Source organism: Stenotrophomonas sp. 05N423 (assembly GCF_056397145.1).
Window position 1 is genome coordinate 336,138 of the sequence record NZ_JBFTMV010000002.1, and the last position, 19,429, is coordinate 355,566.

Genomic DNA, 19,429 nt, shown 5'->3' on the forward strand with positions numbered 1-19,429 from the left:
GCCCCTTTTCCCAACCTGCCTGCACCGTGGAGTCCCGCCTGATGTTCGCCCGTGTACCCAATCCCATTCCGGCCCGCATGAAGGGTCTGAACCGCGCCGAGATCTGCGATACCAATTTCATCGAATTCGTGAAGGGCCTGGCGCAGGGGCCGGCCGGCGCGCCGCAGGAGGGAGCCCCGGTGCTGCCGGGCAGCGGACTGGACGTGCGGGGATTCCGCGAGCTGTTCGAATCGCAGCTGATCAGTCGCCACCTGGACCTGATGGCGCGCGTGCTGCGCGTGCAGAACAAGGTCTTCTACACCATCGGTTCGTCCGGCCACGAAGGCAATGCGATGGTGGCCCGTGCCGCCCGCCATACCGATCCGGCGTTCCTGCATTACCGCTCCGGCGGCTTCATGGCCGAGCGCTTCCGCAAGCTGCCGGGCATGGACCCGATCATGGACTCGGCGCTGAGCTTCGCCGCCAGCGCCGAGGACCCGGCCAGCGGCGGCCGCCACAAGGTATGGGGCAGCAAGCCGTTGTGGGTGCTGCCGCAGACCTCGACGATCGCCTCGCACCTGCCCAAGGCCATGGGCACGGCCATCGCCATCGAGGCCGGCAAGCGGCTCGGCCTGTCCCTGCCGGTGCCCGAGGACAGCATCGCCATCTGTTCCTTCGGCGATGCCTCGGCCAACCACGCCACCGCGCAGACCGCGTTCAACGCGGCCTCGTGGACGGCCTACCAGAAGCTGCCGGCACCGGTGCTGTACGTATGCGAGGACAACGGCATCGGCATCTCGGTGAAGACGCCCGGCGGCTGGATCGCCGAGAGCTTCCGCAACCGTCCGGACTTGGACTACTTCTTCGCCGACGGCCTGGACCTGGCGGCCGGTTATGCCGACGTGGAGCGCGCGGTCGAGCACTGCCGCCGCACGCGCCGGCCGACCTTCCTGCACCTGCGCACCACCCGCATCATGGGCCACGCCGGCACCGACTTCGAGATCGAATGGCGCGCGCTGGAGGAACTGTGCGCGGTGGAGGCCAGTGACCCGCTGCTGAGGTCCGCGCAGATCGCGGTCGAGTCTGGTGCGATGAGCGCCGGGGAGGTGCTGGCGTTGTACGAAAGCACCCGTGCGCGCTGCTTCGAGGCCGCCGAGGACGCGGACAAGCGCCCGCGCCTGACGGCATTGAAGGACGTGATGGCGCCGCTGGCGCCCTATACCCCGGACAAGGTGCGCGCCGAGGCGACCCGTGCCGACTATGGGCAACGCCGTCTGGAAGTGTTCGGCAGCGAGGCATCGCTGCCGGAAAACCTGCCGCCGCGGCACCTGGCCATCCAGATCAACCAGGGCCTGCACGAGCTGTTCTGCAAATACCCGGAAACCCTGCTGTTCGGCGAGGACGTGGCGCAGAAGGGCGGCGTCTATACAGTGACCAAGGGCCTGCACAAGGCCTTCGGCCCGCGCCGGGTGTTCAATACCCTGCTCGACGAGACCATGATCCTGGGCATGGCCCAGGGCTTCGCCAACATGGGCATGCTGCCGGTGCCGGAAATCCAGTACCTGGCCTACCTGCACAACGCCATCGACCAGGTGCGCGGCGAGGCCTGTTCGCTGCAGTTCTTCTCAAACGACCAGTACCGCAACCCGATGCTGATCCGCATCGCCGGGCTGGGCTACCAGAAGGGCTTCGGCGGCCATTTCCACAACGACAACTCGATCGCTGCCATCCGCGACATTCCCGGCCTCGTGGTCGGCTGCCCATCGCGCGGCGACGACGCGGCGATGATGCTGCGCACGCTGGCGGCGCTGTCGAAGGTGGACGGGCGCGTATGCGTGTTCCTCGAGCCGATCGCGCTGTACATGACCAAGGACCTGCACGAGGCCGGCGACGGCCAGTGGCTGTTCCCGTACCCGGCGCCGGAGCAGGCGCTGGAACTGGGCCAGGGCCGCGTCTACGGCGAGGGCAACGATGATCTCCTGGTCATCACCTACGGCAATGGCGTGCCGATGGCGCTGCGCGCGGCCAGGGCCATCGAGGCAGCGCAGGGCTGGAAGGTGCGGGTGGTGGACCTGCGCTGGCTGGTGCCGCTCAACGCGGCCTACATCGCCGAACAGGCGCGCGGCGCCAGAAGGATCATCGTGCTGGACGAGGGCCGTCACAGTGCCGGCGTGGGCGAGGGCGTGATCACCGCGCTGGCCGAGGCCGGTTTCGGCGCGGTGCCGCTGCGCCGGGTCACCGGCGCCGACACCTACACGCCGCTGGCCGGTGCCGCATTGCTGGTGCTTCCGGGCGACAATGACGTGGTGAGCGCCGCAGCCGAGCTGGCGCGTGGATAACGATTCGTATGTGCGGACTGGCGGGAATCCTGCAATCGCAGGCGCGGTTGCAGGAGGCGGAACTGGTGGCGCTGGCCGGCGCGATGGGCGATGCGCTGGCCCATCGCGGCCCGGATGACCGCGGCGTCTGGGCCGATGCCGCCGCCGGCGTGGCGCTGGCGCACCGGCGGCTGAGCATCCTCGACCTGTCGCCGCTGGGTCACCAGCCGATGGCGTCCAGCGATGGCCGCTACTGGCTGGCCTACAATGGCGAGATCTACAACTTCGCCGCGCTGCGCGCCGAGCTGGAACCGCTCGGCCACGGCTTCCGCGGCCATTCCGATACCGAAGTGCTGCTGGCCGCGGTCGTGCAGTGGGGGCTGGAAGCGACGCTGCGGCGCTGCAACGGCATGTTCGCCATCGCCCTGTGGGACCGTCGCGAACAGCGTCTGTCGCTGGCCCGCGACCGCGTCGGCAAGAAGCCGCTGTACTACGGCTGGGCCGGCGACACGCTGGTGTTCGGCTCCGAGCTGAAGGCGCTGTGGCGCCACCCCGCCTTCGACAACGGCATCGACCGCGACGCGCTGACCCTGCTGCTGCGACTGGACTACATCCCGGCGCCGCACTGCATCCACGAGCGCGCCTTCAAGCTGATGCCGGGCCGCGTGCTGCACCTGGACGCGGCGACGGTGGCAGCCGGCGCCGCCGCGCACCGGCCCGGACAGGCGCAGGTGGCGTACTGGGATGCGCGCGAACGCATGGCCGCCTGCCTGGCCGCGCCGTTCACCGGCAGTGAGGCCGAGGCCATCGACGCGCTGGATGGACAGTTGCGCCAGGCGGTCGCGCTGCGCATGGTGGCCGACGTGCCGGTGGGCGTATTCCTGTCCGGCGGCACCGATTCGGCCATCGTCGCCTCGATGATGCAGGCGCAGAGCGCGCAGCCGGTGCACAGCTTCAGCATCGGCTTCGAGGACTCCGACCACGACGAGGCGCCGCTGGCGAAAGAGGTGGCCCGCCATCTGGGCTGCGACCACACCGAGCTGTACGTCAGCGGCGCCGACGCCCTGGCGGTGGTGCCGCAGTTGCCGGCGATGTTCGACGAGCCCTTCGCCGACGCCTCGCAGGTGCCGACCGCGCTGGTCGCGCGGCTGGCGCGGGGCGGTGTCACCGTGGCCCTGTCCGGCGATGGCGGCGACGAACTGTTCTTCGGCTATACCCGCTACCAGCGCGCGCTGCGCAACTGGCGCGCCCTGCAGCGCGTGCCTGCGCCGCTGCGGCGCTGGCTGGGGCGCCATGCCCACGCCCAGGGCGAGGATTCGCGTGCTGGCGGCCTGGCCGCGCTGCTGGCCGAGATAGGCGCGACCGGCATCGGCGATGTCTACCGCAACCGCATCTCGCGTTGGCGCGACCCGGCCGCGGCGGTGCGCGGCGCGCGCGAGCCGGCCACCTTCTACAGCCAGCCCGATCCGCTGCGGGGGCAGGGCAGCCCGGCAGACGCGATGATGCTGGCCGATTTCACTACCTATCTGGCCGACGACCTGCTGTGCAAGGTCGACCGCACCAGCATGGCGGCGAGCCTGGAGGCGCGCGCGCCACTGCTGGACGGGAACGTGGCCGAGTTCGCCTGGTCGCTGCCGCTGGGCATGAAACTGCGCGACGGCACCACCAAATACCTGCCCAAGCAGGTGCTGCGGCGCTATCTGCCCGATGCGATGGTGTTCCGCGGCAAGCGCGGCTTCGGCGCGCCGGTGACGCAGTGGCTGCGCGGCGACCTGCAGGCCTGGGCCTGCGACCTGCTCGATCCGCGGCGGCTGCAGCAGGACGGCGTGTTCGAGGAAGCCGCGGTCTCGGCGCTGTGGCAGCGCTTCGGCCAGGGCGAGCGCAAGTGGCATACCCACCTGTGGAACGTGTTGATGTTCCAGGCCTGGCAGGCGCACTGGCAGGCGCAGCGGGCACAGGTCCACGCCGCCTGAGAATCCCTGCGGCCTTCACCGGCCGCGAAGGAGCGGCCGGCTAGGCTGGCCCGATCTTTCCCGGAGCGAGGTCGTCATGGAACCGTATCGCATCGCCGTACTCGTGGGCAGCCTGCGCAAGGAGTCCCATAACCGCCGGTTGGCGCTGGCCCTGGAAAGACTGGCCGGCGAGCGCGCGCGCTTCGATTACCAGCGCATCGACGATATCCCGCTCTACAACCAGGACCACGACGGCGACTTCCCGGCGCAGGGCACCCGCCTGAAGGACGGAATCCGCAAGGCCGACGCGGTGCTGTTCGTCACTGCCGAATACAACCGCTCCATCCCCGGCGTGCTCAAGAATGCCATCGACACCGCCTCGCGCCCGTATGGCGATGGCGCCTTCGACGGCAAGCCGGCGGCGGTGATCGGCACCTCGCCCGGCGCGGCCGGCACGGCGATGGCCCAGCAGCACCTGCGCAACGTGCTGGTGTTCGTGAACCTGTCGGTGATGGCCCAGCCCGAAGCCTTCCTGCAGTACAAGGAAGGGCTGATCGAGGCCGACGGCAGCGTCGTCAACGACGGCACCCGGCGCTTTCTGCAGGGCTATGTTGACCGCTTCCTGGACTGGGTCGGGACACATCACCGGCGCTGAAGGCCGCTGTCGGGCGATAATCGCGTCTCCGGCGCCCCTGGTGGCGCCGGGTGCGTTCTGCCGGCTCCGGCTCCCGGCCCTTGCGATGCTGGCCCGGCGGCCACATTCACCGGCTGCGGACAGGTTGTCCACAGAGCTATCCCCACACCGAGAGCCGGCGTCCGCCTACCATGGGCGCCTGGCTTTTCCGCAGTAGCAGGTTCCCATGTCCGCCCGTCCCAGCTTCCGTTCCGACCGCAACGACCGCGCAGAGCGCGGCGAACAGCGCATCGACAGCCTGCGCGTGCCGCCGCATTCGGTCGAGGCCGAACAGGCGGTGCTGGGCGGCCTGATGCTGGCACCGGAGGCCTACGACCGGGTCAACGAGGCGCTGACCGAAAAGGATTTCTACCGCCGCGACCACCAGCTGATCTACCGTGCCATCCGCGAACTGTCCGAGCGCGACCGCCCGTTCGACGCGGTGACGCTGGGCGAGTGGTTCGAGTCGCAGGGCAAGCTGGAACAGGTCGGCGACGGCGCCTACCTGATCGAACTGGCCAGCACCACGCCGTCGGCGGCCAACATCGGCGCCTACGCCGAGATCGTGCGCGACAAGGCGGTGCTGCGGCAGCTGATCCAGGTCGGTACCGACATCGTCAACGACGGCTTCCAGCCCGAGGGCCGCGACAGCACCGAACTGCTGGCTACCGCCGAGAAATCCGTGTTCGCCATCGCCGAGCAGGGCGCGCGTGGGCGCACCGACTTCGTCGCCATGCCCGGCGCGCTGAAGGATGCGTTCGAGGAACTGCGCAACCGCTTCGAGAACGGCGGCAACATCACCGGCCTGCCGACCGGCTATAACGATTTCGACCAGATGACCGCCGGCCTGCAGCCGACCGACCTGATCATCCTTGCCGCGCGTCCGGCAATGGGCAAAACCACCTTCGCGCTGAATATCGCCGAGTACGCGGCAATTAAGTCGAAGAAGGGCGTGGCGGTGTTCTCGATGGAAATGTCGGCCTCGCAGCTGGCGATGCGCCTGATTTCCTCCAATGGCCGCATCAACGCCACGCGCCTGCGTACCGGCCAGCTCGAGGACGAGGACTGGAGCCGCGTCACCAGCGCCATCCGCATGCTCAAGGAAACCAAGATCTTCATCGACGACACCCCTGGCGTGTCGCCGGAAGTGCTGCGCTCCAAGTGCCGCCGGCTCAAGCGCGAGCACGACCTGGGCCTGGTGGTGATCGACTACCTGCAGCTGATGAGCGTGCCGGGCAACAGCGAGAACCGCGCCACCGAGATCTCGGAGATATCGCGTTCGCTCAAGGGCCTGGCCAAGGAACTGAACGTGCCGGTGATCGCGCTGTCCCAGCTCAACCGCTCGCTGGAAACGCGTACCGACAAGCGCCCGGTGATGGCCGACCTGCGCGAATCCGGCGCCATCGAGCAGGACGCGGACATGATCGTGTTCATCTACCGCGACGAGTACTACAACAAGGAAAATTCGCCGGACAAGGGCCTGGCCGAGATCATCATCGGCAAGCATCGCGGCGGCCCGACCGGCTCGTGCAAGCTGAAGTTCTTCGGCGAATACACCCGCTTCGACAACCTCAGCCACGACAGCGTCGGTTCGTTCGAGTAACGGCTGGCACAGGCTTCAGCCGCTTCCCCATATGTCGCCCAGGGCGCGGGAGAAATTCGCGCCCAGCACCTTCTCCACCGCGCGCGGCGTGTGCCCGCGACGCAGCAGGGCCTCGGTCACCAGGGCGAGCCTGCGCGGGGTGTTGGCGTCGGGCAGGTAGGGCGTGCGGTTCTCGCCCGGCGCACCGGTGCCGGCGAGCCTGCGCTCGCGCATCTGTTGGTCCATCTCGCGGATGTCCTCCTCGCCCACGGGGAAGAACAGCGCGTCCGTGCCGATGCCGACGTGGTCCTCGCCGCAGACGCGCAGCGCGTGCTCAATGTGTGCGATGTAGTCGGCCAGCAGTGGCTGGCGGCTGTCCTCGGTGAGGAAGGGAAGCATGTAAATGCCGACCACGCCGCCCTTGTCGGCCATCGCCCGCAGCTCCGCATCGCGCTTGTTGCGCGGATGGTCGAAGACCGCGCTGCAGCCGGCATGGGTGATGAGCGGCGGCGTGCGGCTTGCTTCGATGCCTTCCTGGGTGGTGCGCGCGTTGGAATGGCTCAGGTCCAGCGCCACGCCCTGTGCGTTCATCCGCGCGATGGCTTCGCGCCCGAGCGGACTCAGACCGAGCGCTGCATCATCCAGGCAGCCGCCGCCGAACGCGGAGGCATGGTTGTAGGACAACTGCATGACTCGTATGCCGAGGCCGCGGAACAGGTCGATGCGCTCGACCCTGTCCTCCAGCATGGTCGTGGCCTCGAACGAGAAGATCAGCGCGACCTTCCCCTCGCGCCTGGCGCGCGCCATGTCGTCCCGGGTGACGACTTTCAGGAACAACCCCGGATGGGACTCGACCAGTTGCTGCGCCCGGGCGATATCGGCCACGGCGTCCTCGAATGAGCCGGCCGCACCGCCGAGCGTGGTCTTGATCACGCTGATGCCCGATTCGCGGATCTGGCGCAGATGCAGGGCCTGATCATCGTCGTGCAACAGCGCACCGACCGAGGCCAGTGTGTTGGCGTCCACGACCAGGGCGCGGGCGTACAGCGCGGCGCTGTCGGTGACGGGAGCGGTGAAAGCGGCGTGGGTTCCCGCGATGGCTGGAGGCAGGGCCAATCCTGCCAGCATGCCGCTGCCCCATCCCAGAAACCGGCGGCGTGACGCGTCCGTACCCATGGAGCTCCCTTCCCGGCGATGACAGGAACCGATGATGGGCCATGGCCGCCGTGCGGTACAGGCAAGGCCCCGCGCGCTGCGCGGGGCCGGTCTTCCGCCGTTCAAGAGGCGATCACGCCGCCTTCTTTGCTGCCGGCTGGCGGAGTACGTATTGCAGCAGGCCGCCGTTGTGGGTGAGGCCGGACCGCTTGCGCGGCACTGCCGCGCGGTCCGGTCGAACGCCCTGCGCGCTGCGCGGGGCCGGTCTTCCGCCGTTCAACAGGCGATCACGCCACCTTCCTGGCTGCCAGCTGGCGGAGTACGTACTGCGGCAGGCCGCCGTTGCGGGTGAGGCCGGACCGCTTGCGCGGCACTGCCGCGCGGTCCGGGCGAACGCCCCGCGCGCTGCGCGGGGCCGGTCTTCCGTCGTTCAAGAGGCGATCACGCCGCCTTCTTTGCTGCCAGCTGGCGGAGTACGTACTGCAGCAGGCCGCCGTTGCGGAAGTACTCCACTTCCTTCGGCGTCAGCAGCAGCACGTGCGCCTGGAAGGTGGCGCGGCTGCCGTCGGTGCGGGTCGCGGTGATGGTGGCGCGCTTGGCCCTGCCATCGTCCAGCCCGGTGACGTCGAAGGTCTCCGAGCCATCCAGGCCCAGCGTCTGCGCGTTCTCGCCCGGCAGGAACTGCAGCGGCAGCACGCCCATGCCGACCAGGTTGGAGCGGTGGATGCGCTCGAAGCTCTCGGCGATCACCGCCTTGACCCCGAGCAGGTTGGTGCCCTTGGCCGCCCAGTCGCGCGAGGATCCGGTGCCGTATTCCTTGCCGGCGACCACCACCAGCGGCGTGCCCGCCGCCTTGTACTTCATCGCCGCGTCGTAGATCGACATCTTTTCCGGCGGCTGTGCGCCGAAGTACAGGGTGTTGCCGCCTTCCTCGCCGCCGAACATCAGGTTCTTGATGCGGATGTTGGCGAAGGTGCCGCGCACCATCACGTCGTCGTTGCCGCGGCGGCTGCCGTAGCTGTTGAAGTCGACCGGCTGCACGCCGCGCGACTGCAGGAAGCGGCCCGCGGGCGAGTCCTTCTTGATGTTGCCGGCCGGGGAGATGTGGTCGGTGGTGATCGAGTCGCCGAACAGCCCCAGCACGCGCGCGCCATGGATGTCGGCGATGCTGCCCACGGCCATGGTCATGCCGTCGAAGTAGGGCGGGTTCTTGATGTAGGTCGAGTCGCCGTTCCACCGGTAGGCCTGGCCTTCCGGCGATTCGATCTGTGCCCAGCGGCTGTCGCCCTTGAACACGTCGGCGTAGTTCTGCTTGAACATCTCCGGGCCGACGGTGGCGGCGATCACGTCGCCGATCTCCTTGTTGCTCGGCCAGATGTCGCGCAGGTAGACGTCGTTGCCGTCGCGGTCCCTGCCCAGCGGCTCGCGGGTCAGGTCGATGTTGACCGTGCCGGCGATGGCGTAGGCCACCACCAGCGGCGGCGAGGCCAGGTAGTTGGTCTTGACCTCCGGGTGTACGCGGCCCTCGAAATTGCGGTTGCCCGACAGCACCGAGGCCACCACCAGGTCACCGGCCGCGATGCCGGCGCTGACCTCGGTGGGCAGCGGGCCGGAGTTGCCGATGCAGGTGGTGCAGCCGTAGCCGACCACGTAGAAGCCCAGCTTCTCCAGTTCCTTCAGCACGCCGGCCTTTTCCAGGTAGTCGGTGACCACGCGCGAACCCGGCCCGAGCGAGGTCTTGACCCACGGCTGGCGGGTCAGGCCGCGCGCGGCGGCGTTGCGGGCCAGCAGGCCGGCGCCGATCATCACCGCCGGGTTGGAGGTGTTGGTGCAGGAAGTGATCGCGGCGATCACCACCGCGCCGTCGCGCAACCGCACCTTGCGGCCCTCGACTTCGATGTCGGCATGGCCCTTGGTCAGTTGTTCGTTGCCGACCGCGGCGCCGCCGCCCTCGCTGATGAAATCGGCGATCTCGTCGTTGCGGCGGTCGCGGTTGACGGTCAGTCCGCCCAGCGCGTCGGCGAAGTTCTGGCGCACGTCCTGCAGCAGCACGCGGTCCTGCGGGCGCTTGGGGCCGGCCAGCGACGGCTTCACTTCGCCCATGTCCAGTTCCAGCGTGGCGCTGTACTGCGCATGCGGGCTGTCGGGCTCGTGCCACAGTCCCTGCGCCCGGGCGTAGGCCTCGACCAGCGCGATCTGCACGTCGCTGCGCCCGGACAGGCGCAGGTAGTTCAGCGATTCGGCGTCGATCGGGAAGATGCCGCAGGTGGCGCCGTACTCCGGCGCCATGTTGGCGATGGTGGCGCGGTCGGCCAGCGGCAGGTGCTGCAGGCCGTTGCCGTAGAACTCGACAAACTTGCCGACCACGCCGAGCTTGCGCAGCATCTGGGTGACCGTCAGCACCAGGTCGGTGGCGGTGGCGCCTTCGGGCAGGCGGCCGGTGAGCTTGAAGCCGACCACCTGCGGAATCAGCATCGACGAGGGCTGGCCGAGCATGGCGGCCTCGGCCTCGATGCCGCCCACGCCCCAGCCGAGCACGCCGATGCCGTTGATCATGGTGGTGTGCGAGTCGGTGCCGAATACCGTGTCCGGGAACGCCCAGCGGGTGCCGTCGACGTCGCGTTCCATCACCACGCGGGCCAGGTTCTCCAGGTTCACCTGGTGCACGATGCCGGTGTTCGGCGGCACCACCTTGAAGTTCTCGAACGCCTTCTGGCCCCAGCGCAGGAAGCTGTAGCGCTCGCGGTTGCGCTCGAACTCGATGCGGCCGTTGACATCCAGCGCGTCGGGGCGGCCGAATACATCCACCTGCACCGAGTGGTCGATCACCAGTTCGGAGGGGATCAGCGGGTTGATCTGCTCGGCGCGGCCGCCCAGGCGGGTGACCGCATCGCGCATCGCTGCCAGGTCCACCACGCAGGGCACGCCGGTGAAGTCCTGCAGCACCACCCGTGCCGGCATGAAGGCGATCTCGGTGTCCGGTTCGGCCTTCGGATCCCACTTGGCCACCGCCTCGATGTGTTCCGGGCCGACGGTCTGGCCGCCGTCCTCGTGCCGGAGCAGGTTCTCCAGCAGGATCTTCATCGAGTAGGGCAGGTGCGAGATGTCGAAGCGCTCGCCCAGCCTGGGCAGGCTGCAGTAGGTGTAGGTCTGGTCGCCGATGGTGAGTTGGCTGCGGGTGGAGAACGAATCGCTCATGGCTGACTCCTGTTGCGGATGGCGTGCGACGGCGCGAAGGCGCGCCCGCTGGCTGGGGCGGAGCCCCGTTCAGTAACCGGTCGCCCGAGTATGGACGATCTTCCCGTGGGCGAGGCCGCGCATGGCCTTCAGCATACGCACCGGTTTGTTGCAGTCATGTCACGGGGCGGGCGCCAGCCCTTGTGCCGCAAGCCTCGCGCCATCGTGGACGGGGCAGGCGGGGTTTGGGTATGCGGGTGGAGGTATGTATAATTCGTACATACTTTGGAGGGCGCCCGATGGAAGCCACCGTTGCTGAACGCGGACAGATCACCCTGCCCAAGGCCGTACGCGATGCGCTCGGCCTGACCAAGGGCACGCTGCTGAAGGTCGAGCTGGAAGGCAGCCGCATCATCCTGCGCAAGAGCGTGGACGACGCCATTTCCCGTGCCCGCGGCAAGTTCGCGCTGGATGGCTTCGAGTCGGCCGAGCAGGCCGTGCGCGATGTGCGCGACGAGGCCGGCGAGGCATGATCGCGGTCGACTCCCCGGTCCTGATCGAACTGCTCAGCGACGGCCCCCGCGCCGACGCGGTGGAGGCCTGCCTGCGGCAGGCCCTGGTCGGTGGCCGTGTGGTGGTCTGCGGCACGACCCTGGCCGAGATCTGCGCCTCGCTGCGTGGCGGCGCGCAGGTGCAGGAAGCGCTGGAGGAGATGGGTATCCATTTCAGCCCGCTGGAGGCCAAGTCCGCGCTGCGCGCCGGCGAGATGCATCGCCGCCACCGCCAGCGCAACGCCGGCGACACCCGCCGCATCGACGATTTCATGGTCGGCGCACATGCGCTGCTGCAGTGCGACGGCCTCATCACCTGGAGCGACACGTTTTACCGCGACTACTTCAAGGGCCTGAAGCTGATCGTGCCGCAAGCCTGAGCCCATACCCCATTCCTCATCCGTACCACCCCGGGAGTTGTCATGTTGGAAGCCTACCGCCACCACGTAGCCGAGCGCGCCGCGCTTGGCATCCCGCCGCTGCCGCTGAGCGCACAGCAGACGGCCGACGTCATCGAACTGCTGAAGAACCCGCCGGCGGGCGAGGCCGGGTTCCTGCTCGACCTGATCACTCACCGCGTGCCGGCCGGCGTGGACGATGCCGCCAAGGTCAAGGCGTCGTATCTGGCCGCCATCGCCTTCGGCAGCGAGAAGAACTCCCTGATCAGCCGCGAGCGCGCCACCGAACTGCTGGGCACCATGCTCGGCGGCTACAACGTCGCGCCGCTGATCCAGCTGCTGGACGACGCCCAGGTCGGCGCCATCGCCGCCGACGCGCTGAAGAACACCCTGCTGGTGTTCGATGCGTTCCATGACGTGCAGGAAAAGGCCAAGGCCGGCAACGCCAACGCGCAGGGCGTGCTGCAGAGCTGGGCCGACGCCGAGTGGTTCACCGGCAAGCCGGAAGTGCCGCAGAGCCTGACCATCACCGTGTTCAAGGTGCCGGGCGAGACCAACACCGACGACCTGTCGCCGGCGCCGGACGCCACCACCCGCCCGGACATCCCGATGCATGCCCTGGCGATGCTGAAGAACAAGCGCGACGATGCGCGGTTCACCCCGGAAGAAGACGGCAAGCGCGGCCCGATCCAGCAGATCCTCGATCTCAAGGACAAGGGTCATCTGGTGGCCTACGTCGGCGATGTGGTCGGCACCGGCTCCTCGCGCAAGTCGGCCACCAACAGCGTGCTGTGGTGGACCGGCGATGACATCCCGTACATCCCGAACAAGCGCGCAGGCGGCGTGTGCCTGGGCGGCAAGATCGCACCGATCTTCTACAACACCATGGAAGACGCCGGTGCGCTGCCGATCGAGCTGGACGTGTCGAAGATGGAGCACGGCGACGTTGTCGAGCTGCGTCCGTACGAAGGCAAGGCGCTGAAGAACGGCGAAGTGATCGCCGAGTTCGAAGTGAAGTCCGACGTGCTGTTCGACGAAGTGCGCGCCGGTGGCCGCATTCCGCTGATCATCGGCCGTGGCCTGACCGCCAAGGCGCGCGAAGCGCTGGGCCTGCCGGTCACCGACCTGTTCCGCCTGCCGGTGCAGCCGGCCGATACCGGCAAGGGTTACTCGCTGGCGCAGAAGATGGTGGGCCGCGCCTGTGGCCTGCCGGAAGGCAAGGGCATGCGCCCGGGCACCTACTGCGAACCGAAGATGACCTCGGTGGGCTCGCAGGACACCACCGGCCCGATGACCCGCGACGAGCTGAAGGACCTGGCCTGCCTGGGCTTCTCGGCCGACCTGGTGATGCAGTCGTTCTGCCACACCGCCGCCTACCCGAAGCCGGTGGACGTCAAGACCCATCACACCCTGCCGGAGTTCATCTCCACCCGTGGCGGCGTCTCGCTGCGCCCGGGCGACGGCGTGATCCACAGCTGGCTCAACCGCATGCTGCTGCCGGACACCGTCGGCACCGGTGGCGACTCGCATACCCGTTTCCCGGTGGGCATCTCGTTCCCGGCCGGTTCGGGCTTGGTCGCCTTCGCCGCCGCCACCGGCGTGATGCCGCTGGACATGCCGGAGTCGGTGCTGGTGCGCTTCAAGGGCCAGATGCAGCCGGGCGTGACCCTGCGCGACCTGGTCAACGCGATTCCGCTGTACGCGATCAAGTCCGGTCTGCTGACCGTGGCCAAGGCCGGCAAGAAGAACATCTTCTCCGGCCGCATCCTGGAAATCGAAGGCCTGCCGGACCTGAAGGTGGAGCAGGCGTTCGAACTGTCCGACGCCTCGGCAGAACGTTCGGCAGCCGGTTGCTCGGTGCGCCTGAACAAGGAGCCGATCATCGAATACCTCAACAGCAACATCACGCTGCTGAAGTGGATGATCGCCGAGGGTTACCAGGACGCCCGCTCGCTGGCGCGCCGCGTCGAGAAGATGGAAGCCTGGCTGGCCGACCCGCAGCTGCTCGAACCAGACGCCGACGCCGAGTACGCCGCCGTCATCGAGATCGACCTGGCCGACATCCACGAGCCGATCGTGGCCTGCCCGAACGATCCGGACGATGTGAAGACCCTGTCCGAGGTGGCCGGCGCCAAGATCGACGAAGTGTTCATCGGTTCGTGCATGACCAACATCGGTCACTTCCGCGCCGCTGCCAAGCTGCTGGAAGGCAAGCGCGACATCCCGACCCGCCTGTGGGTGGCACCGCCGACCAAGATGGATGCCTCCGAGCTGACCAAGGAAGGCGTGTACGGCACCTTCGGTGCCGCTGGCGCGCGCATGGAAATGCCGGGCTGCTCGCTGTGCATGGGCAACCAGGCGCAGATCCGCGAAGGCTCCACCGCGATGTCGACCTCGACCCGCAACTTCCCGAACCGTCTGGGCCGCAACACCAACGTGTACCTGGGTTCGGCGGAACTGGCGGCGATCTGCTCGCGCCTGGGCCGCATCCCGACCAAGGAGGAGTACATGGCGGACATCGGCGTGATCAATGCCAATGGCGCGGAGATCTACCGCTACATGAACTTCGACCAGATCGCCGACTACAAGGACGTGGCCGACACCGTCGCGGCGTAAGCCGCGCGGAACGCAGCAAAGCGGAAAGCCCGGCGCAGGCCGGGCTTTCTCTTTTCCGTGTCCCTCGATGTCGCGTCCGATACCGGCGAGCACCGCGCCCGCCGCGCCGTCACTCTCTGTGCTCCATCCATCGGGAGAGCAGGACATGAAGGCATTGCACGACAGGACCGTATTGATCACCGGTGCCAGTTCCGGCATCGGCCGCGCTGCCGCGCTGCTGTTCGCCGCCGAAGGCGCGCGCGTGGTGCTGGGCGCGCGGCGTGGCGCCGAACTGGAGACGCTGTCGGCGCGGATCCGCGCGATGGGCGGTACCGCCACCTGGCTGGCCGGCGACGTGCGCGAGGAGGCGTATGCGCAGGCGCTGGTGCGCCATGCCGAGGACACGTATGGCCCGCTGCACGCGGCGTTCAACAATGCCGGCGCGCTGGGGCCGCTGCAGCCCACGCCCGACGTCGCGCTGTCCGATTGGCAGCACGCGATGGACGTCAACCTGACCGCCGCCTTCCTTGGCGCCAAGCATCAGATTCCCTCGCTGCTGCGCGCTGGAAGCGGCGCCAGCCTGGTATTCACCTCGACCTTCGTCGACCACACCGCCGGTTTTCCGTGTACGGCCGCGTACGCGGCGAGCAAGGCCGGCGTCATCGGCCTGGTGCAGGCGCTGGCGGCCGAGTTCGGGCCGGCCGGGGTGCGGGTCAACGCGCTGCTGCCTGGCGGCACCGACACACCGATGGCGCGCGAGATGAATCCCGACGAGGCTGCATTGGGTGCGGTGGCGCGCCTGCATGCGCTGCGGCGGCTGGCGCAGCCGGAGGAAATCGCGGCTGCGGCGCTGTTCCTGGTGTCGCCGGCTTCCTCGTTCGTCACCGGTACGGCGATGCGGGTGGACGGCGGTGTGTCGATCCAGCGCGGTTGAGCCGGTACGGGCACGAGGCTGTGCCGTCAGCGGTTCGGGTCGCGCTCCGGGCTGGGGCGCTTGAGCAGCTTGCGCTGCAGCGAACGGCGGTGCATGCCGAGCAGGCGCGCGGCGGCCGAGACGTTGCCGCCGGTTTCGTGCAGTGCCTGCTGGATGTGCTCCCACTGCAGGCGGCTGATCGGCGTCATCGCATCGGGCGGTTCGATTTCCTCGTGTTCCTCGCCGCCTTCGTCGGCCTCGCCCAGCGCGCGCAGGATCATCGGCACGGTGGCGGGTTTGGGCAGGTAGTCGTCGGCACCGAGCTTGATCGCTTCCACCGCGGTGGCGATGGAGGCATAGCCGGTGACCAGCAGGATGCGCATGTCCGCGCGCAGCGTGCGCAGCGGCTGGATCAGCGCCAGTCCGGATTCGCTGCCGAGCTTGAGGTCGATCAGCGCGAACGCCGGCGGTGAGCGCGTGGCCTGTTCCAGCGCGCTGGCGATGTCGTGGGCGGTGGCGGTCTCGATCTCGCGGCGGGCCAGGCTGCGCTGCAGGGTGCGCAGGTACAGCGGATCGTCGTCGACCAGCAGGCCGTGGGTGGAAAGGACGGTCATGTGTTGTTCGCTTCCAGATGGGCAAGGGGCAGGCGGAAACCGACGCGCGCGCCGCGGCCTTCGGCCGGGCGCATCCACAGTTCCCCATGCAGTCGTTCGATGGTGGCATGCGACAGCGCCAGGCCCACGCCCATGCCGTCGGTCTTGCCGCTGTTGAACAGGGTGCCCGGCAGGGCGGCGTGAGCGGCATGGTTGGCGTTGAAGCCGGGGCCATAGTCGCGGACTTCGCCATACAGCTGTCCGTCGCGGATGCGGATGTCCAGGTCCACCTGCTCGTGTCCGGTCTGCTCGCCGGCGTCGGCGGCGTTGTTCAGCAGTACCTGCAGCAGGTGGCCGACGCCCGGATCCAGCGCGAGCTGCAGCGGGGCGTCGGCGTTGCGGTGCAGGTGTACGGTCGGGCGTACCAGCCGCCATTGCTCCAGCACGTTGCCGATCGACACGCGGGCGCGGCTGCGCGCGCCCTCCGCAGGTGCCGCCAGCGCCAGCACCCGCTCGCGGCACTGCACGAGCAGGCCGCGCAGGGTGTCCATGTCCTCCTGCATCGCCGGGTCGCCGGCATACTGCTCGGCGATGTCGTCGGCGAGCAGGGTCATGGTCGCCAGCGGAGTGTTCAGCTCATGCGCCACCGAGGCCGCGTGCGTGGCCAGCGCGACGATGCCCTCGTTGCGCACGAAGCGCTCGCGCAGCAGCGCCAGCTGGTTCTCGCGTTCGCGCAGGGCGGCGGCCAGGCGCGTGGAGAACACCAGCACGACCACGCTGGACAGCAGGAAATTGGCTGCCGCACCCCACAGGTGCAGGCTCATCGAATCGAAATGGCCGCCGCGCAGCGGCAGCCCGAACACCGCGCTCACCGCATAGCCGGCCACGCAGGCCGCGGCCACCGCATGGGTCCAGCGCAAGGGCAGGGCGAGTGCGGCCAGCGCGATCAGGATCAGGAACAGCGAGCCGAACGGGTTGGCGATGCCGCCGCTCCAGCCGACCATCCAGGTCAGCACGGTGACATCGACCAGGATGTGGCCGAAGGCGGTGACCGGCGCCGGGTCGCTGTCGTGTACGCGCAGCTGCACGTACAGGTTGAACAGCGCCAGCATGCAGACGCCGCTCCACAGCGGCAGCAGCGGCAGGTCCAGCCCCAGCAGCCAGGTGGCGACGAGGATCGCGCTGGCCTGGCCGGCGGTGGCCAGCCAGCGCAGGCTGCACAGGGTGCGCAGGAACGAGGTATCCGGGGAATCCATGGGATGCATCGTAATGCGTCCGGGGCCATAGGCGCTCGCGGGGGTTCATGCGATGGGACGGGCGGGCGCGCTAAAATGCGCGCCATGCACGACGCCGTCACCCGCCCGACTCCTCCCGCCGACGCCACGGCCTGGCCCCGCCGCATCACCCATGCCGTCGACATCGGCGGAGTGAAAGTCGGCGGTGGTCATCCGGTGGTCGTCCAGTCGATGACCAATACCGGCACCGCCGATATCGCCGCCAGCGTCCGCCAGGTGGCCGAGCTGTGGCGCGCCGGTTCGGAGATGGTGCGGCTGACCGTCAACAACGCCGAATCCGCGGCGGCCATCCCGCGCATCGTCGAGAAGCTGCGGATGATGGGCATCGACGTGCCCCTGATCGGCGATTTCCACTACAACGGCCACCAGCTGCTCACCCAGGAGCCGGCCTGTGCCGAAGCGCTGGCCAAGTACCGCATCAACCCGGGCAACGTCGGCTTCGGCAGGAAGAAGGACACCCAGTTCGCGCAGCTGATCGAGTTCGCGATCCGGTACGGCAAGCCGGTGCGCATCGGCGCCAACTGGGGTTCGCTGGACCAGGCCCTCGCGGCGAAGCTGATGGACGAGAACAGCCAGCGCGAGCAGCCGTGGGACGCCGGCCGCGTGCTGCGCGAGGCGCTGATCCGTTCGGCGCTGGATTCGGCGCAGACCGCGGTGGAGCTCGGCCTTCCGCGCGAGCGCATCGTGCTGTCGGCCAAGGTCAGCGGCGTGCAGGAACTGATCGCGGTCTACCGCGACCTGGCCAGCCGCTCCGATTTCGCCCTGCACCTGGGCCTGACCGAGGCCGGCATCGGCAGCAAGGGCATCGTCGCCTCGTCGGCGGCGCTGGCGGTGCTGCTGCAGGAAGGCATCGGCGACACCATCCGCATCTCGCTCACGCCCGAACCGGGCCAGCCGCGCACGCAGGAAGTCATCGTCGCGCAGGAACTGCTGCAGACCACCGGGCAGCGTGCGTTCACGCCCATGGTCACGGCCTGCCCGGGTTGCGGCCGCACCACGTCCGAGTTCTTCCAGGAACTGGCCAAGGTGGTGCAGAACCACGTCCGCGAGAAGATGCCGGTGTGGCGCGTCAGCCACCCGGGTGCGGAGAACATGACGCTGGCGGTGATGGGCTGCATCGTCAACGGCCCTGGCGAATCGCGTCATGCCAACATCGGCATCTCGCTGCCCGGCACCGGCGAGGCGCCGGCCGCGCCGGTATTCGTCGATGGCGAGAAAAAGGTGACGTTGCGGGGCGAGAACATCGCGCAGGAGTTCGTGGCGCTGATCGACGATTACGTCGAGAACCGCTATGCGCGCCACGCCGGCTGAGTCCCGTCGCGAAGCGGCCGGCGTGCGCGACTGGCTCGCGCACAACGCCTGGCGCATCGTCGTGCTGTTCTTCTGCCTGCTGTTGCCGCTGGCCGGTTTCGTGACCCTGGCCGACGAGATCCACGAGGCCGAATCGCTGCATTTCGACCAGGCGCTGTTGTGGCGCATGCACGGGCTTGCCTCGCCCGCCCTGGATGCTTTTTCCGTGCTGATGTCGCGGCTGGGCTACCAGTGGGGCGTGATTCCGCTGGACCTGCTGCTGGTCGCCGCGCTCGCATTCCAGCGGCGCTGGCGCGACACACTGTTCGCGGTCACCGCCTGCGTCGGCTCGGCGCTGTTGAACATCGGCAGCAAACACTTGTTCCAGCGCGAGCGCCCAAGCCTGTGGGAATCGATCGCGCCAGAAAGCACCTTCAGCTTTCCCAGCGGACACGCGATGGGTTCGATGACGCTGGCCGCTACTGCGGTGTTCCTGGCGTGGCATACGCGCTGGCGCTGGCCGGTGCTGATCGCAGCGGTCGTTTTCGTGCCCTGTGTCGGCTTGTCGCGCGTCCATCTGGGCGTGCATTACCCGTCCGACATCCTCGGCGGCTGGTGCGCCGCGTTGGTGTGGGTGACCGGCGTGCACGCGCTGCTGTTCCGCCGTCGCTGGTCGCCATTGGCTGCGGCGAATCCCTAATTGCATGCGAGGGATGCACTGATGGTTGCATGCCGCGCTGGCGTACAACGTGTCAGTGTCGGCCACCCGGCGCCGAGCAGGGCCGGGTCACATGCGGGCAGGGGAGTTGTCCGCGCGTGTCGTTCCCCGTGGGGCGGGGCCGACATCTTTGATTGATAATAGGCGTGGCTTGCGCGATGGCGGGCATTGGGACCCGCTGCCCGGTACCCGGGGATCCGGAGCACAGGCCAGGCTGCAACCGTCATTGGGGTGTCGGGG

General features: G+C 68.6%; 14 protein-coding genes. 10 read left to right on the forward strand and 4 right to left on the reverse strand.

Annotation, left to right across the window (positions count from 1 at the left end):
* Nucleotides 1-41: 41 nt before the first annotated feature.
* The 4 genes from AC1DGW_RS05425 to AC1DGW_RS05440 all read left to right on the forward strand — a co-directional run bounded on the left by AC1DGW_RS05425 (nt 42) and on the right by AC1DGW_RS05440 (nt 6,525).
* A complete protein-coding gene (locus tag AC1DGW_RS05425; RefSeq protein ID WP_478020264.1) occupies nt 42-2,318 on the forward strand; it encodes a thiamine pyrophosphate-dependent enzyme in 2,277 nt (758 codons plus the stop codon).
* A gap of 8 nt (nt 2,319-2,326) precedes the next feature.
* A complete protein-coding gene (gene asnB / locus AC1DGW_RS05430) occupies nt 2,327-4,270 on the forward strand; it encodes an asparagine synthase (glutamine-hydrolyzing) (RefSeq protein WP_478020266.1) in 1,944 nt (647 codons plus the stop codon).
* A 76-nt stretch (nt 4,271-4,346) separates the two neighbouring features.
* Nucleotides 4,347-4,904, forward strand: coding sequence for an NADPH-dependent FMN reductase (locus AC1DGW_RS05435; protein ID WP_478020268.1), 558 nt, complete (start codon nt 4,347-4,349; stop codon nt 4,902-4,904).
* Nucleotides 4,905-5,109: 205 nt separating this feature from the next.
* Nucleotides 5,110-6,525 (forward strand): replicative DNA helicase, encoded by a 1,416-nt coding sequence (locus tag AC1DGW_RS05440; RefSeq protein ID WP_478020270.1) that lies wholly within the window; start codon nt 5,110-5,112, stop codon nt 6,523-6,525.
* Between the two features lie 15 nt (nt 6,526-6,540).
* Here AC1DGW_RS05440 and AC1DGW_RS05445 read toward each other — a convergent pair whose 3' ends face one another.
* Both AC1DGW_RS05445 and acnA read right to left on the reverse strand, forming a co-directional pair.
* A complete protein-coding gene (locus AC1DGW_RS05445) occupies nt 6,541-7,632 on the reverse strand; it encodes a dipeptidase (RefSeq protein WP_478020272.1) in 1,092 nt (363 codons plus the stop codon).
* Nucleotides 7,633-8,100: 468 nt separating this feature from the next.
* Nucleotides 8,101-10,857 (reverse strand): aconitate hydratase AcnA, encoded by a 2,757-nt coding sequence (acnA, locus tag AC1DGW_RS05450; RefSeq protein WP_478020274.1) that lies wholly within the window; start codon nt 10,855-10,857, stop codon nt 8,101-8,103.
* A gap of 278 nt (nt 10,858-11,135) precedes the next feature.
* Here acnA and AC1DGW_RS05455 point away from each other — a divergent pair, with 278 nt between their 5' ends.
* The 4 genes from AC1DGW_RS05455 to AC1DGW_RS05470 all read left to right on the forward strand — a co-directional run bounded on the left by AC1DGW_RS05455 (nt 11,136) and on the right by AC1DGW_RS05470 (nt 15,314).
* A complete protein-coding gene (locus tag AC1DGW_RS05455; protein WP_478020276.1) occupies nt 11,136-11,369 on the forward strand; it encodes an AbrB/MazE/SpoVT family DNA-binding domain-containing protein in 234 nt (77 codons plus the stop codon).
* Complete coding sequence (locus tag AC1DGW_RS05460; RefSeq protein WP_478020278.1) at nt 11,366-11,767, forward strand: type II toxin-antitoxin system VapC family toxin; 402 nt, start codon at nt 11,366-11,368, stop codon at nt 11,765-11,767. The genes AC1DGW_RS05455 and AC1DGW_RS05460 overlap by 4 nt, the downstream gene beginning before the upstream one ends.
* Nucleotides 11,768-11,809: 42 nt before the next feature.
* Nucleotides 11,810-14,401, forward strand: a complete 2,592-nt coding sequence (gene acnB / locus AC1DGW_RS05465) for a bifunctional aconitate hydratase 2/2-methylisocitrate dehydratase (protein ID WP_478020282.1) — start codon at nt 11,810-11,812, stop codon at nt 14,399-14,401.
* A 145-nt stretch (nt 14,402-14,546) separates the two neighbouring features.
* A complete protein-coding gene (locus AC1DGW_RS05470) occupies nt 14,547-15,314 on the forward strand; it encodes an SDR family oxidoreductase (protein ID WP_478020284.1) in 768 nt (255 codons plus the stop codon).
* Between the two features lie 26 nt (nt 15,315-15,340).
* Here AC1DGW_RS05470 and AC1DGW_RS05475 read toward each other — a convergent pair whose 3' ends face one another.
* Complete coding sequence (locus AC1DGW_RS05475) at nt 15,341-15,907, reverse strand: response regulator transcription factor (RefSeq protein WP_478020286.1); 567 nt, start codon at nt 15,905-15,907, stop codon at nt 15,341-15,343.
* Nucleotides 15,904-17,142, reverse strand: coding sequence for an ATP-binding protein (locus AC1DGW_RS05480; RefSeq protein ID WP_478020288.1), 1,239 nt, complete (start codon nt 17,140-17,142; stop codon nt 15,904-15,906). Before AC1DGW_RS05480 ends, AC1DGW_RS05475 begins: the two co-directional genes overlap by 4 nt.
* An 84-nt stretch (nt 17,143-17,226) precedes the next feature.
* Here AC1DGW_RS05480 and ispG point away from each other — a divergent pair, with 84 nt between their 5' ends.
* Together ispG and AC1DGW_RS05490 are read left to right on the forward strand one after the other, a co-directional pair.
* Nucleotides 17,227-18,492: a flavodoxin-dependent (E)-4-hydroxy-3-methylbut-2-enyl-diphosphate synthase gene (ispG, locus tag AC1DGW_RS05485; protein ID WP_478020290.1), complete on the forward strand. Its 1,266-nt coding sequence runs from the start codon at nt 17,227-17,229 to the stop codon at nt 18,490-18,492.
* Entirely contained in the window at nt 18,473-19,171 is a 699-nt protein-coding gene (locus AC1DGW_RS05490) for a phosphatase PAP2 family protein (protein ID WP_478020292.1), read from the forward strand. The genes ispG and AC1DGW_RS05490 overlap by 20 nt, the downstream gene beginning before the upstream one ends.
* The last annotated feature ends 258 nt before the right edge of the window (nt 19,172-19,429 follow it).

Coding starts and splice junctions, on each gene's coding strand:
- AC1DGW_RS05460 (WP_478020278.1), top strand. CDS start 11,366: ATGATCGCGGTCGACTCCCCGGTCCTGATCGAACTGCTCAGCGACGGC.
- AC1DGW_RS05470 (WP_478020284.1), top strand. CDS start 14,547: ATGAAGGCATTGCACGACAGGACCGTATTGATCACCGGTGCCAGTTCC.
- acnA (WP_478020274.1), bottom strand. CDS start 10,857: ATGAGCGATTCGTTCTCCACCCGCAGCCAACTCACCATCGGCGACCAG.
- AC1DGW_RS05435 (WP_478020268.1), top strand. CDS start 4,347: ATGGAACCGTATCGCATCGCCGTACTCGTGGGCAGCCTGCGCAAGGAG.
- AC1DGW_RS05425 (WP_478020264.1), top strand. CDS start 42: ATGTTCGCCCGTGTACCCAATCCCATTCCGGCCCGCATGAAGGGTCTG.
- AC1DGW_RS05475 (WP_478020286.1), bottom strand. CDS start 15,907: ATGACCGTCCTTTCCACCCACGGCCTGCTGGTCGACGACGATCCGCTG.
- AC1DGW_RS05490 (WP_478020292.1), top strand. CDS start 18,473: ATGCGCGCCACGCCGGCTGAGTCCCGTCGCGAAGCGGCCGGCGTGCGC.
- AC1DGW_RS05480 (WP_478020288.1), bottom strand. CDS start 17,142: ATGGATTCCCCGGATACCTCGTTCCTGCGCACCCTGTGCAGCCTGCGC.
- AC1DGW_RS05440 (WP_478020270.1), top strand. CDS start 5,110: ATGTCCGCCCGTCCCAGCTTCCGTTCCGACCGCAACGACCGCGCAGAG.
- asnB (WP_478020266.1), top strand. CDS start 2,327: ATGTGCGGACTGGCGGGAATCCTGCAATCGCAGGCGCGGTTGCAGGAG.
- AC1DGW_RS05445 (WP_478020272.1), bottom strand. CDS start 7,632: ATGCTGGCAGGATTGGCCCTGCCTCCAGCCATCGCGGGAACCCACGCC.
- AC1DGW_RS05455 (WP_478020276.1), top strand. CDS start 11,136: ATGGAAGCCACCGTTGCTGAACGCGGACAGATCACCCTGCCCAAGGCC.
- ispG (WP_478020290.1), top strand. CDS start 17,227: ATGCACGACGCCGTCACCCGCCCGACTCCTCCCGCCGACGCCACGGCC.
- acnB (WP_478020282.1), top strand. CDS start 11,810: ATGTTGGAAGCCTACCGCCACCACGTAGCCGAGCGCGCCGCGCTTGGC.